The organism is Blautia sp. MCC283, from assembly GCF_018785565.1.
Lineage (GTDB): Bacteria > Bacillota > Clostridia > Lachnospirales > Lachnospiraceae > Blautia_A.
On sequence record NZ_WQQB01000045.1, the window covers coordinates 65349 to 79913 of the forward strand.

At 43.9% G+C, this 14565-nt stretch carries 13 protein-coding genes, 1 pseudogene and 1 riboswitch; of the genes and pseudogenes, 1 reads left to right on the forward strand and 13 read right to left on the reverse strand.

Features of this window, described 5'->3' with window-relative positions:
• Nucleotides 1-9 precede the first annotated feature (9 nt).
• From GPK81_RS12945 to pcrA, 12 genes and pseudogenes are all read right to left on the reverse strand, one after another.
• A complete protein-coding gene (locus GPK81_RS12945; RefSeq protein WP_021652508.1) occupies nucleotides 10-402 on the reverse strand; it encodes a VOC family protein in 393 nt (130 codons plus the stop codon).
• A 9-nt stretch (nucleotides 403-411) separates the two neighbouring features.
• Nucleotides 412-1440, reverse strand: coding sequence for a zinc-dependent alcohol dehydrogenase (locus GPK81_RS12950; protein WP_015561410.1), 1029 nt, complete (start codon nucleotides 1438-1440; stop codon nucleotides 412-414).
• 424 nt (nucleotides 1441-1864) lie between these two features.
• Entirely contained in the window at nucleotides 1865-2917 is a 1053-nt protein-coding gene (locus GPK81_RS12955) for an ROK family protein (RefSeq protein WP_330627637.1), read from the reverse strand.
• Between the two features lie 275 nt (nucleotides 2918-3192).
• Nucleotides 3193-3423 (reverse strand): annotated as a pseudogene (locus tag GPK81_RS18715) (hypothetical protein); the annotation flags it as partial.
• A 51-nt stretch (nucleotides 3424-3474) separates the two neighbouring features.
• A complete protein-coding gene (locus GPK81_RS12960; protein ID WP_215707182.1) occupies nucleotides 3475-4713 on the reverse strand; it encodes an ADP-ribosylglycohydrolase family protein in 1239 nt (412 codons plus the stop codon).
• A 366-nt stretch (nucleotides 4714-5079) separates the two neighbouring features.
• On the reverse strand, nucleotides 5080-6495 hold the full coding sequence (gene rlmD, locus GPK81_RS12965) for a 23S rRNA (uracil(1939)-C(5))-methyltransferase RlmD (protein WP_215707258.1): 1416 nt from the start codon (nucleotides 6493-6495) through the stop codon (nucleotides 5080-5082).
• A 210-nt stretch (nucleotides 6496-6705) separates the two neighbouring features.
• Nucleotides 6706-6936 (reverse strand): hypothetical protein, encoded by a 231-nt coding sequence (locus GPK81_RS12970; RefSeq protein WP_015526073.1) that lies wholly within the window; start codon nucleotides 6934-6936, stop codon nucleotides 6706-6708.
• Between the two features lie 219 nt (nucleotides 6937-7155).
• A complete protein-coding gene (locus GPK81_RS12975) occupies nucleotides 7156-7509 on the reverse strand; it encodes a CGGC domain-containing protein (protein ID WP_118070635.1) in 354 nt (117 codons plus the stop codon).
• A 36-nt stretch (nucleotides 7510-7545) separates the two neighbouring features.
• Nucleotides 7546-8301 (reverse strand): ABC transporter ATP-binding protein, encoded by a 756-nt coding sequence (locus tag GPK81_RS12980; RefSeq protein ID WP_021651662.1) that lies wholly within the window; start codon nucleotides 8299-8301, stop codon nucleotides 7546-7548.
• Nucleotides 8301-9386 carry a FecCD family ABC transporter permease gene (locus GPK81_RS12985; RefSeq protein ID WP_330627639.1) on the reverse strand — a complete coding sequence of 362 codons (1086 nt, stop codon included), beginning with the start codon at nucleotides 9384-9386 and terminating at the stop codon, nucleotides 8301-8303. The genes GPK81_RS12980 and GPK81_RS12985 overlap by 1 nt, the downstream gene beginning before the upstream one ends.
• 14 nt (nucleotides 9387-9400) lie before the next feature.
• The gene (locus GPK81_RS12990) at nucleotides 9401-10495 is read right to left on the reverse strand and encodes an ABC transporter substrate-binding protein (RefSeq protein WP_118070633.1); all 1095 of its coding nucleotides are present in this window, start codon (nucleotides 10493-10495) and stop codon (nucleotides 9401-9403) included.
• 106 nt (nucleotides 10496-10601) lie between these two features.
• Nucleotides 10602-10891, reverse strand: a riboswitch (cobalamin riboswitch).
• 101 nt (nucleotides 10892-10992) lie between these two features.
• The gene (pcrA, locus tag GPK81_RS12995) at nucleotides 10993-13236 is read right to left on the reverse strand and encodes a DNA helicase PcrA (protein ID WP_215707260.1); all 2244 of its coding nucleotides are present in this window, start codon (nucleotides 13234-13236) and stop codon (nucleotides 10993-10995) included.
• A 145-nt stretch (nucleotides 13237-13381) separates the two neighbouring features.
• Between pcrA and GPK81_RS13000 the strand changes: the two genes are divergently transcribed.
• Complete coding sequence (locus GPK81_RS13000; RefSeq protein ID WP_021651658.1) at nucleotides 13382-14002, forward strand: DUF1836 domain-containing protein; 621 nt, start codon at nucleotides 13382-13384, stop codon at nucleotides 14000-14002.
• A gap of 130 nt (nucleotides 14003-14132) precedes the next feature.
• Here GPK81_RS13000 and GPK81_RS13005 read toward each other — a convergent pair whose 3' ends face one another.
• Complete coding sequence (locus GPK81_RS13005; RefSeq protein WP_015526079.1) at nucleotides 14133-14450, reverse strand: YerC/YecD family TrpR-related protein; 318 nt, start codon at nucleotides 14448-14450, stop codon at nucleotides 14133-14135.
• Nucleotides 14451-14565: the final 115 nt, after the last annotated feature.

Sequence of the window (14565 nt, forward strand, 5' to 3'; positions counted from 1 at the left end):
CTATTTTTATCAGAGTTTCTGACAGAACTCTATTCTTTCCTCATTTGGGCCCTTGATCATAAAAAACTTCACACCATTTTCCCAAAATGGCAGTTCTTCGATTCCGTCTGTAATAATTGTGTATTTTTCATTGCAGATTTTCTGATACATACTTTCAATGTCTTCCACATCAAGTGCAACATGTTGGTATGCACCGTCTGACATTGCCGCCTGCCCATTTTCAAAAGTCTCTATACAGTAATTTTTTATCTGTAAAAATGCCACTTTTTCCCCTGCTTTTTCATTATAAGACTGCATAATTACTTCAAATCCAAGACTCTTATAAAACTCAACTGTTTTCTGCAAATCGTTTGTCGGAAGCCCGATATGAGCAACTCCGACAATTCCATATTTATTTTCCATACGAACTCCTTACTTTTCACTGACGTTGATAATTACTTTCATCGTTGTCTCGCGGTTATCATCAATATACTGGTACGCCTTCAGATAATCTTTAAAAGCAAATGTCTTTGAGATGAGCGGTTTCAAATGAACTTTGCCCTCATTTACCAGTCTGATTCCATCTATGTAATCATCATGGCGGTACATCATCGTGCTCTTAATGTCAAGTTCGTGGTCATTTGCCACTGCAAGATCTACTTCTGCCATTCCTGCAAAAACAGCCACCAGTACGATCGTGCTTCCTTTTCTTGCATATTTAATTGCCTGTCCCATTGTAATATTGTTTCCGGCACAGTCGTAGATCACATCCGCCTTATCCGGTCCAAATGCTTCGATCATTGCCTCACCGAAGTCTTTATTTTTGGTATTCACACACACATCAATTCCACATTCTTTTGCCTTTGCCAGTCTAAGATCACTGATATCTGTGATCATCACTTTCGCTGCCCCCATTCCTTTTGCTGCCTGTGCCACGAGATTTCCGATCGGTCCTGCTCCAAGGACTGCAATATTCATGCCAGCCACATCGCCCATCTGTTTTACACCATGAACTGCCACAGCAAGAGGTTCGATCATAGCTCCTTCTTCATAGGACATATCTTCTGGAATAGGTGTTACTTTAGATGCATCCACTGCAAAATACTCAGATGCCGTTCCTGTCGTCTGAAATCCCATTACTTTTAATTCCTCACAGAGATTATACTTTCCATGACGACATGGATAGCAATGTCCACAATATACCTGAGGCTCTATCGTCACCTTCTGTCCCACATGAAACTCTGTGACATTTTTTCCAAGTTCTGTAATCTCACCGGAAACCTCATGTCCCTGTGTTACCGGATATTTTGTAAACGGATGTTTTCCATGATAAACATGAATATCTGATCCACAAACACCAATATTCATAATCTTTACCAACACCTGATTTTCCTTTACCTCCGGAACCGGAACCTCTCTGAAAATAATTTCTCCTGGATTTGTCATTACCTGCTGTAACATAATTGTTTTCTCCTTTTTTATCATAATTGTTTCCTCCTTATTTATATTGTTTTATTTGGTCTTTTATAAATTGTTTTATTAAAGTAATTACATTATTATCCTGTAAACACGATTTGTCAATATGTTTTTCATAATTTTATATATTTCATAATTTTAAAATACATTTTTTGTGTATTTTTCACAATCAACACGAAAAAAACGGAAAGGAAACCGTAGTTACTGTTTTCTTTCCGTTTTTTACTATAATATCTTTTTCTAATTTTACACAACTTCTCGTTTTTCACACATATAAAGCGGACATCTGCATTCACTTTGCAACCTGTCAGTGGGAGCTTTTAACTCCAACAGAGTGAACATCCCCTTACCCAACGCTTGATGCCCTGCGCACCAGATGCGGTGTACTGCTTATCTGCGTTCAAAAAATTTACAATTCTGCCATATGTTTTGTAAAAAAGTATTTCGCAGCTCCAACAGCCGACGCTTCTTTCTTATACGAACAATTTTTTAAGTATGAAACATCATGCTCAAAGCCATTATATGCCATCACTTTTTCTCCCAGTGGTATCATATAATCTGACAATACACCTCCCACATCACCTCCTAGTATGATATCCATATCATATGCCATCCGCAGATTTGATATCAAAACAGCAAGATGATCCAGATACTCATTCCATGTCTGCAAAATTTTTTCATCACCACTTTCAATTTTTTCCATAAATGCATCCAGTGACTGCCTGTTATCTTGTGTCAGTACACTTGCAGCACAATATGCATCTGCACATCCTGATTTACCACAATAACACTTTCTTCCACCGGGAACGAGTATCATGTGACCAAACTCACCTGCTTTCTGGTTCTGCCCTCGAAACAGCTTTCCATCTATGCAGAATGCGCCTCCTAAGGTGTGGTTCAAAGACAGATATATCGCATTTGGATACTTTTGCTTTTTTTCTGCAAGCATTGCAGCATTAGCATCGTTTTCAAAATATACTGGAATTTCCAAAGCCTGCTCTAAAAAGCGCAGACTATAATTCTCTATACCTAAAGCATGGGATTTTAAAACGATCCGTTCTTTCTGATCAATAATTCCCGGAATCGCCACTCCAATCCCAAGTAGCGTTTCCTTCGCTAATTCGCCTTCAAGAAAAGTTTTGACCTTTTGTGCCACTTCTGTACAATAGGATAATTCTGCCGTAAATTTTAAACGGATGCGATCTTTTTTTATAATCTCATCTCCAAGATTTACTAATACCATTTCTATATGATTCGCTGTAATCAAAATTCCCATTGCATGACAGTATGACTTATTAATCCCTATACTTTTTGCCTTTCTTCCACCGGTCGAAGCATATTCCCCAGTTTCTTCCAACACCATTTTTTCTAACAAGTCATTCACATTTGCTAACACAGTCGGCATACTCAAATTTAAATCTTTTGCGATTCCCGCCTTGGATGTAACATGATTGTTCAGCACATAATTAATTATTCTTTTTCTTGTTATATTTTTTTTATCTTTATTTTCCGTTTTCTTACCCTCTTTTATTAAATATATTATAAAAGATTATATGCTTTTTTATTCTTCTTGTAAAGCAATGTTTTATAATAAATCTCCGACAGAATTTATCTTATAAACAGCAAAAAGCTCCCGAAGGAGCTTTCCACGCTTTAGAACACCAATTCTTTTAACACAATCTCTTCTGCCATATTACGAATACCATTTACCAATCTGACACATTCCCTCTAATCACGAGCTTTCAACTCAGCACTGGTTGCATCCAGCTCATCTAAGTCGCTCTCTATCGTGTCATCTGGTTTTTGCGCGAGCAACGAGGCAAGCCGAGATGCTTGCATCTCGATTTGCCGACTGCCGCGTTCATCGAGACAAGTACTCTTGTCTCGATGTTGGGACAAAAGAACAATCGTCTCAACATGGGTTGAAACAATGCCGTGAATGTCGACACAACTCGGAAATAAATCTACCCCCACAGTACATGAGAATATATCTTCAAAAAACCGGAGTTTCCTTACTCATCATCTACGGTATTTTCTGTCCCAGACTTTATTTTCGCCCGGTTCCGGAACCATTTTTTGAACTGCTGTATAAAGGTCTTCTGCAATAGTTTCAATCACATCACATAGTTCAAGATCATTAAGATCAAAAGCTTCTGCCACCTTCTCTTTTCCAAGCCATGCACCAAGAAGATTTCCACAGATTGCTCCTGTCGAATTGCTGTCACCCTTGTGGTTGACTGACACTCTTATTGCTTTTGCAAAATCATCCTGATACCTGACTGCGCAGAACACTGCTATTGCCAGTGCTTCCTCTGCAACCCAGCCCTCACCAAGCATGTGGATAGCATCTAAGTCGGAAACATTTAAGTCATATGCAAGTGTAATCGCCATGTAAATCAGTTCGGGGTACGGAACAAAACTCTCTTCAAGACGATTGTATAAAAACCCCATATCAATAATATTAGCCACAGTTGCTGCAAGCCAACCTGAAGATTTGACTGCAAGAGCATGTCCATGCGTTAAAGCTGCTTCTCTCTCTCCCATCTTTTTGACCTCCACGAGGAAATCGTAACCGTCGTATCTCGCTGATAATCCGATCACAGCTGCTCTCGTTACTGTTCCGCAACCCTTACTATTGTTTATAGGATCTTCTAATGTTCCACCTTTTTCACTTTTTCTTATTGAGTTAAGGCACGTTTTTTCCGGAGCACGAAGATGGTGAAGACGCTCATCTTCATATATCCACATTTTACTGCCATTTCTGTCAACCCATCGTGTATCTCCCTGCGTACCAAGCCACTCCTGGTAACCATTCCAGATTACGGTTTCCACATCTATATTGCTTCTTCTGTATATACATTCATTTCCAGCAAAAAGCGTCATCTGAGTATTGCCTGAAATGAGCGCAGGTGAGCCGGCTTCTTTAAGAGTTTTTATTCCCTCTTCTCCATAACGTCCAAAAATCGCATCTTCAGACATGGACTCGACTGGATAGCCTAATGCATCGCCAACAGCGCCACCTAAAAGACATCCTTTGTAACAACTTAGAATATCAGGGTGGCCTTTTAGAATATCAAGGTAGCCTTTCATTTCACCATTATTATCGCCCATGTAGTGAAGCTTCATGAAGCGTTTTATCACTGCCAGCACTGTGCCGTTTTTCCAGTCAGTGAAAAGTTTAGTATTACCAAAAATCATCGATGACTCCTCCAATTTAGTTAATTCAGAATATTTATCTTGCATTTTTGCTAAAACCACGACGCAGCCCACCACGTGGGTTGCGTGGTCACTATGTCTGTCATTACTGGTTGATGCCGTGTTTAACCGTTTGTTAAGTGTTCTGTTTGTTAAGCGGATATTCGCAATCCGCTTTGCTACTTGTTCATAACCGAATCACTGCTCCGCAGTTTATCAGAAGGAACCTGCATTCCTCCTGATGCAAGCAATTCCCCACCCACCTGCTTATTGCTTTTCGCAATGGAAGCAGGGAACTTACTTGATTCAGTTAAAAAACAGGCATTCAACACAGTCACTATGACGAAATCATCATTCTGCATCTTTATCATTTATAATACGATAGTCATCATCCATATCCTCGCTGAGTTTTACTGTCGTATCTGGTTTTCATTTGCCCAAAAGGCACACAGTCTCCACATGAACGCCCTGGCAGAACTGATCCACTGCACAGGCGTGGGTCATCTCATATCCTGCCTCATAAAATGCCGGGAGGTCTCTTACAAGACTTGTAACCTTGCAGGAAATGTATACGATCTGGTCTACGCCGTAAGCCAGGATCTTTGGAAGGGCTTTGGGGTGAACGCCATCTCTGGGCGGATCAAGGATGATCATATCCGGTTTCTCCGGCACCTCGTCCAGAACCTTCAGCACGTCTCCGGCAATAAAACGGCAGTTATCAATGCCGTTAAGTGCAGCGTTTTCTCTGGCGGCTTTTACCGCATCTTCCACGATCTCCACGCCGATCACCTCACTGGCAACAGATGCCGCAAGCTGGGCGATAGTGCCGGTGCCGCTGTAAAGGTCAAATACTACCTTATCTCTGGTATCTCCTACGTATTCACGCACCTTGGAATACAGGATCTCCGCCGCCAGGGAGTTTGGCTGGAAGAAGGAAAACGTGCTGATCTTAAACTTCAGCCCAAGAAGTTCTTCGTAGAAATAATCCTTTCCATAAAGGATCTTCGTCTCATCACTCTGTACCACATCGGACAGAGAATCATTTAAAATGTGCATGATCCCCACGATCTTACCTTCCAGGGGAAGTGCAAGGAGCTGTTCTTTCAGTGGTTCCAGATCATACTCTTCCTGGGTGGTGGTCACCACATGGACAAGGATCTCGCCGCTTGTGACACCTCTTCGAAGAAGCAGATGTCGGAGATATCCCACATGCTGAAGCTTCTTATAAAAGCTGGCATTCAGGCCCAGGAAAAACTCCCGCACACAGGCAAGGATTTTCGTCATATCCGGATGCACCAGCTTACAGTCATCTGTATTCAGGATATCGTAAGTGCTGCCCTTCTTATGAAGTCCAAGGGACAGCGGACCATCCTTATACTCATCGCCAAAGGAAAACTCCATCTTGTTGCGGTATCCAAACTCAATAGGACTGCCGTAGATCCCATCCCAGTGATATAAACGATCTGCGGCCTCAGCTTCTTCTATCCCATCACCGTTCTTCCCGATCTTAGCCAGGCTCTCTCTTACTGCCCCATCCAGAAGTTCCCTCACCTGATGTTCCTTCATATCCTTCTGTGCCTCATAGCTCATGGTCTGGTACATGCAGCCGCCGCATGCCGGAAACTCCTGACAGGCAGGTTCTCTTGTTTCCAGGGGAGATTTCTCCAGGACCTCCAGAAGACGTCCTTCCGCCCGGCCGGAACGTTTCTTATTGATCATAAACCGGACTTTCTGTCCCGGGATTCCGTTTTTTACAATTACTTTCTGGTCATCAACCCAAACAAAACCTTTGTTTGGAAATTCCACTTTTTCTATAATACCTTCGTAAATTTCACCTTTTTTCATAAATCCTCTTTCTGTTTTATAACCAGCAGACAATAATTCGAACATTCAGGATCCTCTTTACTGCCTGCTCATGAACGCCAGCGTTTCACGGTCCGTCTTCAAAAATCAAGCCCCGGTATCGCGCCGGGGCTTCAATTATCCGCTTCTCATATTCATACATAACAGACAGCCATTCTGCTCTGCTCAAAACAGCCTCTGCAGCGAAAGTTCTTACTCTTCCTCATCCTCGAAATAATCATCGAAGTCATCATCAAAATCTTCTTCAAAATCTTCCAGGTAATCCGGAGCGAAGAAACGATATACTGCAAATGCGATTCCTGCAACAGCTGCAACTGCACCGATGATCGCCAGTACCCAAAGGACTGTGTTCTTATCTTTCTCTTCTTCTTTTTTCTTCAGTGTTGCGAGCAGTTCTTCAAGTTTTGTTGTATTTAAATTCATAACACTGCACCATCCTTTCTTTCTGTTCGGCTGTACTTTCTGTCAGTAAATCTGCAGCGCAGCGTTTTTTGAGGTCGCTGCACCCGAGCCTTTTTTTAATGTTCTTATTATACCACCATATGTCTGGTTTTACCAGAACTTACACAAATTTTCGCAGAAACATTCTGTAAAAAAATCGCCGTATTTCCGGCATTTCCGGAAAGATACGGCGGTTTTCTCTTATTCTTTATGGGTTCCTCGGATCACTTTGATCCCGCGTTCTTCTATCAGACCGCAGATCTGTGTTATCCGCGGACATTCCTTTTTTTCCTCATTCAGACGGCATACCCCGACATGGATGACGCTGATCTTTTCACTGACCAGCCGATCTGCCTTTTCCAAAATCCCCTCATCTTCAGCAGGTTCTTTTGCATTGGTGTCTTTGCATCCGTTGCATGTCATCACAGCTGCCAGAATCGTATCTTCCGGATAGCCGGAAAAAAAATCTCTTCTTTCCCGAAATGCAGACAGACATCCTGCCCTGGTACACACATCATTGGAATTAAGGCATGTCAAAATCCCGATCTTTTTCATCTTTTTCCCTCTATGCATCCCGCCTCACAGCCAGAATCATAAAAACAAAATATGCATCTTTCCGCGGCTGTCGTAAACGATCTCCGCTTCTACTTTATAGATCCTGCGGATCAGCTCCGGGGTCAGGACTTCTTCCGGCGTTCCGTAACCTTCCAGAACTCCGTCCTTCAGTACATAGATCTTATCACAGTATGCTGCTGCAATATTCAGATCGTGAATAGCGGAGATCACGGTTACATTAAGTTTTTTCACCAGCTCCATCAGCATGATCTGGTGGGTAATGTCCAGATGATTGGTAGGCTCATCCAGAATCAGTGCAGAGGTCTGCTGGGCAAGTGCTCTTGCCAGGATCACCCTCTGCTGCTCTCCTCCGGAAAGAGTGGAAAAGGTACGGTCTGCAAACGCCTCCATCTGTACGGTTTTCAGCGCTTCATCCACGATCTGGTAATCTTTTGCATTGTCCCGTTCCAGAGTCTTTTTATGAGGCGCACGCCCCATAAGAACCACCTCGCGGACCGTAAAATCAAAATTATAATAATTGTGCTGTGCCACCACGGCCATTTTTTTCGCAGAGCTTCGAACACTCATGGAATGAAGCTCCTCGCCGTCCAGATACACGGCTCCTGCGTCTGGTTTCAGAATACGGTAAATGCATTTCAGCAAAGTGGATTTTCCGCTTCCGTTTGGTCCGATGATTCCTACCAGTTCCTTATCCTGGGATTCCATGGAGATTCCCTTCAGGATCTGTCTGGCGTGAAAGCCAACCTGAATATTTTCTGTGGTGATCTTCATTACCGGGCACCTCCGAATCCATAGGATTTCCGCACAAGCAGATAAATAAAGCAGGGAGCACCGATAATGGATACCAGCACACCGATGGGCATCTCGGAATTTTTAAGGATCACACGACATGCCGCATCGCACCAGATCAGAAACGATGCACCAAGAAGCGCACTTAAGGGGAGCAGTTTTCTGTGATCTGTTCCAAAAAGGATCCGGACCACATGAGGGATCACCAGTCCCACAAATCCGATTACACCGGCACAGTACACGGCAAATCCGATCATAACAGAAGCAACGATCAGATAAAAAGTCCGCAGTCTGTGCAGATCTGTTCCAAGGGTAATGGATACGTCATCTCCCAGAAGCATCAGATTCAGGTTCCGGTACTGCGTCCAGAAAACAGCCACGCACACCAGCGTGACCGGAAGCATTACACCCACTCTGGTCCAGCTTGCTCCGGCAAGACTTCCCATGCTCCACTTCATAACTTCTGTTGCCGCATTTTTGTCATTGGTAATATAAATGACAAAATTGGAAAAAGCAGAACAGACTGCGCTGACCGCCATTCCCGCAAGGATCAGTTTTGCGGAAGTTGCCTTTCCACCCATGTTTGCAATGGCGATCACCGCAAAAGAAGTGATCATCGCGCCAATGAAAGCTGTGATTCCCACAGAGTTTCCACCAAGAAAGCTTCCGATTCCAAGCATGATGGCCAGTGTGGCACCCAGAGATGCACCAGATGAGATACCCAGCACATACGGGTCTGCCAGCGGGTTCTGCACGATAGCCTGCATCACCACGCCGCACACGGAAAGAGCCATTCCAACTGCCAGAGCCAGAAGGACTCTAGGCAGCCGGATCAGCCACACAACATCATGAACTGCGCCTTCCGCATAGGCGGACAGACTTTTTATATGAAACAATTTATAAGCGATAACGCTGTATACATCCTTCAGTGACAGATCCGCATTTCCAAAAGTGATGGCTGCAAGTATGGAAAAAATAAGGAATCCTGCAAGTCCGATGAGAACTGCCACATACATGGATGTTCTGAGCACCTTATCTTTTTTTCTCTGTGAAGCTGTTTCTTTCACTGCATTTTCTCCGATCAGTCAAGATTTACGTCCGGATATAATCCCTTTGCAAAAGTTTCGATTCCGTCCTGGGTACGTGTTGCACTTGCATACATCTCACTGAGCATGATCGGGTAAACACGTCCGTTCTTTACTGCGTCAAGGCTCTTCAGGGACTCATCATCCTGGATCACTGCAAGCTGGCTGTTCTTAACAGTTTCCGGATCATCTCCTGCATATGGCATGTAAACCACAAAGATCACGTCAGGGTTGGCTGCGATGATATCCTCTTTTCCAACGGTGGAAGCATCCGGGTTTGCAAGAGTTGCGCCTAACTGTGTTACCATATCTCCGCCAAGGCTCTTTACGCCATAGTTTGTGATGTCATCTCCAAGAGGCTCCAATACCATTACGCTTGGTTTGTCTTTTACATCTGCAGTTGCAGTAAGAGTTTTGTCGATCACTGCTTTTGCATCATCAACGATAGCCTGTGCTTTGTCCTGTACATCGAAGATCTTTCCGATATTTAAGATATCTGTGAATTCATTTTCCAGTGTTCTGTCGCCGTCCGGACGAGTATTGGTGTTGTAGTAGGTGTTGCAGCCTTTGTCGATCCAGTCTGTTACATTTCCCAGATTCTTATCAGAGAAAAGAGAGCTCCAGGATAAGATCATGTCCGGCTCCAGCATTGTTACAGTTTCAAGGGATGGGGTAAATTCGTCAAGATAATTTGTTTTTGAGAATGCTTCTTTGAGATCTTCCGGAACTTCATTATCAAGACCTGCGGTAGCTACCAGGTGGTCTTCCAGACCAAGTGCGAGCATAGTCTCAATGCTTCCCTGATATACAGCAAGGACTTTTTCCGGTGCTTTTTCATAAGTGGTTTCGATTTCGTTTCCATCGTAATCATAGGTTGTGATGGTCAGAGGATATTCTGTCTTGGTTGCCTCTGCGGAAGAATCTTCGGTGTCTGCAGACTCTGTACTGTCTTCTGCTGCCGGCTGGTTGTCTTCCTTGATGGTCTCGGAGTCTGCTCTCTCTGCGGCATAAACAGCCGGAGTTGCTGATACGGTCATTGCCGCTGCCATTACCATTGCCATGATTCTTGTGGATACATACTTGTTTTTCATTTCATTTCCTCTCTTTTCGCCTGTTTTATCTCCTGTTGCCTATGGGTAACCGAAAAGATGGGGCTTCATAAAATCTGCACGGAACACTTTGTACGGAAGCTCCCACTTACATACTGTCAAGCAGGTTTCCTGACTTACAGACTCAGAAAAAACTCCGCAAAATAAAAACTGATACACCATTCATCTTTTAGCCGATCATGAATGATATATCAGAATTTTCTCCAGAATCTCTCTGACATCGGGATTTCGCCTTCTCACATGAGTTTCTGCAATGGCATGTGAAATCCCTTCTTCTGTATACAGTGGCCGCAACCGCTCAGGCTTTTTACCCGATTCCCTCTCACAGTATCCGGCAGCATATGTGCCGGTGATACTGTTCACTTCACAGCAATTCAATTACGCTGATACTGATTCTAACATACCGGTTTTCCAATTACAACCTTGAGGCCGGATTTTTACAGTTTTTTGCAGAAATAGTCTGCCCGGAGAGATCCCTCTCAGATCTTTTTCAGCTTGGCAAAACCGGCGAACATTTTTTTCACGCCGACTTTGTCAAAGTCTACCGTCACTTCGTAGTCTCTGCCGCCGTCTGCGATATTTTTTACGATACCGACTCCGAATTTCACATGACGGACCGTGTCTCCCTCACCATAGTCCAGGCTGTCCGCCTTCTTCACTGTGAAATCTTTTTTCTGCAGGGTGCTCTTTGCCTGGAAATTCATTTTCATCTGGGCATAGGCGCTTTTCGGAGATACGATATCATCTACTCTGGGCTTTTTCTCCTGAATGGTATGTCCAAGATCTACCAGCTCCCGTGGAATCTCCCTTACAAAACGTGACACACGGTTATACTGAGTCTCCCCACGGATCATCCGCTGTTTTGCACAGGTTAAAGTCAGTTCCTTCATGGCACGGGTGATCCCCACATAACAGAGCCTTCGCTCCTCCTCGATATCCGACGGATCACCGGACCAGATGGAAGCATATCCCGGAAAAACACCGTCCTCCATTCCCACGATAAATACATTTGGGAACTCCAGTCCCTTGGCACTGTGAAGAGTCATCAGCAGCACATAATCCTGATCCGGATCAACAGAATCGATATCTGCCACCAGTGCGATCTCCTCCAGAAATGCAGAAAGTGTTGCCGGCTGTCCGGCCTCCTCCATGGCTTCCTGGAAGGATTCTGTCTTGGAGATCAGCTCGTCGATATTTTCGATCCTCGCCTGAGCCTCCTCCGTTTTCTCTGCCTCCAGTTCCTTCACATAACCGGTAAGTTCAATGACCTCTTCCAGGGTTTCACGGACTGTATAGGCCTCTGCCTTACTTTTCAGTCCCTGGATAAAGGATACAAAATCATTGATCTTTCCTGCTGCCCTGCCAATGGACGGTACTTCCTCCACCACGCGGAGCGCATCGTAAAAGCTCAGGTTCATCATATCCGCATAGTCCTGGACACGGCCGATGCTGGTGAGTCCGATCCCTCTTTTTGGCACATTTAAGATCCTGCGCACAGCCAGATCATCACTGGCATTGTCAATGGTCTTCAGATAGCTTAACAGATCCTTAATCTCTTTGCGGGCATAAAAGTTCACGCCGCCGACAATCTTATAAGGAACATTTGCCAGGAGAAATTTCTCCTCAAAGAGACGGGACTGGGCATTGGTCCGATAAAGTACTGCACAGTCCTTGTACTGGAATTTCCCGTTGCGGCGCCCCTGGATGATCTCTCCTGCAACATACTCCGCTTCCTCAAATCCGTTGTTGAACTGACGGAAATGTACTTTATCGCCCTCTTCGTTCTCTGTCCAGAGGCGTTTTTCCTTACGCTCTGTGTTGTTGACGATCACCTCATTGGCTGCATTGAGGATGTTCTGGGTAGAACGGTAATTCTGTTCCAGGCGCACCACCTTAGCCTCAGGAAAAACCTTCTCAAAGCCTAAGATATTCCCGATATTTGCTCCACGAAAACGATAGATGGACTGATCATCATCACCAACCACACAGAGATTCTTGTATTTCTCGGCAAGAAGACTTACAAATTTAAACTGGGCAGTATTGGTATCCTGATACTCATCCACCATAATATATTTGAAACGTTCCTGATAATAGTCCAGGATATCCGGATTATGCTGAAAAAGCTCCACAGTCTTCACGATCAGGTCATCAAAATCCAGCGCATTGTTTCCCCGGAGGATAGACTGATATTCCTTATACATACCGGCAATCTTCCGTGCATCCGGATCGCCGCCCGCATTCAGCTCCATCTCTTCCGGTGTGATCAGTTCATCCTTGGCATGGGAAATCTCAGCAAGAACAGCGCGTTCCTTGTAGATCTTGGTATTGATATCAAACTTCCGGAAGATTTCCTTCATGACTGTTTTCTGGTCGTCGGCATCATAGATGGTAAAATTACTGCCAAAGCCCAGCACCTCAATATGTCTGCGCAGGATCCTCACGCAGGCGGAATGGAAGGTGGAGACCCATACGCTCTCCGCACCCATTCCCGCAATTTTATTCACACGTTCCCGCATCTCACTGGCGGCCTTGTTAGTAAAGGTGATCGCCAGGATATTCCATGGGTTTACACCCTTTTCTTCCATTAAATAGGCGATCCTGTGGGTCAGCACTCTTGTTTTTCCGGAACCGGCTCCTGCGAGGATCAGAAGTGGTCCCTCTGTATGTACGGCAGCTTCCCGCTGCATAGGATTCAATGTGTCCAAAGCATCATGTATACTCATTTTGATCTCCATTTCTTTTTCCATATGAACAGTATCTTTATATACTATCATGACTTTACTTTCCGGTAAACCCACCTCTCTGAAAAAAAGTTTCTTTACAAGTAGTATTTAAAACTATATAATAGGGAGCAGAGGTGATAATGCGATGACAGAAAACGAAAAAGAAATGATGAACAGCATTTTTGCAAAAATTGCTGAGCTTGATTATATAAAACCCGATGAAATTCCCAATATTGCTCTTTACATGGATCAGGTCACAACCTTTATGGAAGATAATCTCGCTTCCACCAAGCGTCATGATGATGACAAGATCCTGACCAAGACCATGATCAACAATTACGCAAAGAACAAGCTCCTTCCCCCGCCGGAAAAAAAGCGGTATTCCCGGGAGCATCTGCTGATGCTGATCTTTATCTACTATTTTAAAAATATCCTCTCCATCAGTGATATCCAGACCCTTCTGGGACCGATCACCGAGAAATACTTCAAGTCCGTTACAGAAAAGGACATGACTTACATCTACCAGGAGGTTTTCAGTATGGAGCAGTCACAGATCCGTTACCTGGAAAAGGATCTTATGCGCCGTTTCAAAAGTGCCGGAGAAATTTTTGAGGACGCCGACCCGGAGGATAAGGAATTCCTTCACCAGTTTTCCTTTATCTGTCTTCTTAGCTTCGACGTATACATGAAAAAAATGATCATCGAAAACATGATCGACCACATGAATTCCTCAAAAGATACGGATTCCTCAAAAAAAGACAAATAATATCCGGAGCTCACATCCGGTCATAAACGTGCGTCGCCGGGCGCACCGAAAAAAAAGAGACAGACGCACGATCGCCTGTCTCTTTTTCGTTACAGTATTATCCGTTATCATCACGGTATGGACGTAAGCCTTATTCTGCTTCGCCGCCCTGCTCCCCGTTATCCTTCTTCATACGTGCAAATACCATCTCATAACCATCATTTCCATAGTTCAGGGAACGGTTCACACGGCTGATCGTAGCTGTGGAAGCTCCTGTTTTCTCGGAAATATCAAGGTATGTACGCTTATCAGTAAGCATCTTGGCTACCTCGAAGCGCTGAGATAAAGAAAGCAGCTCATTGATGGTGCACACATCCTCAAAAAATGTATAACACTCTTCCTTGTCCTTCAGGCACAGGATCGCTTCAAAAAGATGATCCACAGCCTCCGTCCTGATTTTTTTGCTCATTGTTACGCTCCTTTAAAATACATGAATTTCGTCTAATACAATACTGATATTTTAACACTCTAAATCGTGATAAGCAAGCCTTTTAGGGAAATTTAATAAACTATTTCTCTTTTTT

Excerpts from the sequence above, each read along its gene's own strand:
- rlmD (WP_215707258.1), bottom strand. The coding sequence starts at position 6,495 with ATGAAAAAAGGTGAAATTTACGAAGGTATTATAGAAAAAGTGGAATTT.
- GPK81_RS13000 (WP_021651658.1), top strand. The coding sequence starts at position 13,382 with ATGACAGAAAACGAAAAAGAAATGATGAACAGCATTTTTGCAAAAATT.
- GPK81_RS13005 (WP_015526079.1), bottom strand. The coding sequence starts at position 14,450 with ATGAGCAAAAAAATCAGGACGGAGGCTGTGGATCATCTTTTTGAAGCG.
- GPK81_RS12950 (WP_015561410.1), bottom strand. The coding sequence starts at position 1,440 with ATGTTACAGCAGGTAATGACAAATCCAGGAGAAATTATTTTCAGAGAG.
- GPK81_RS12990 (WP_118070633.1), bottom strand. The coding sequence starts at position 10,495 with ATGAAAAACAAGTATGTATCCACAAGAATCATGGCAATGGTAATGGCA.
- GPK81_RS12945 (WP_021652508.1), bottom strand. The coding sequence starts at position 402 with ATGGAAAATAAATATGGAATTGTCGGAGTTGCTCATATCGGGCTTCCG.
- GPK81_RS12975 (WP_118070635.1), bottom strand. The coding sequence starts at position 7,509 with ATGAAAAAGATCGGGATTTTGACATGCCTTAATTCCAATGATGTGTGT.
- GPK81_RS12980 (WP_021651662.1), bottom strand. The coding sequence starts at position 8,301 with ATGAAGATCACCACAGAAAATATTCAGGTTGGCTTTCACGCCAGACAG.
- GPK81_RS12970 (WP_015526073.1), bottom strand. The coding sequence starts at position 6,936 with ATGAATTTAAATACAACAAAACTTGAAGAACTGCTCGCAACACTGAAG.
- pcrA (WP_215707260.1), bottom strand. The coding sequence starts at position 13,236 with ATGAGTATACATGATGCTTTGGACACATTGAATCCTATGCAGCGGGAA.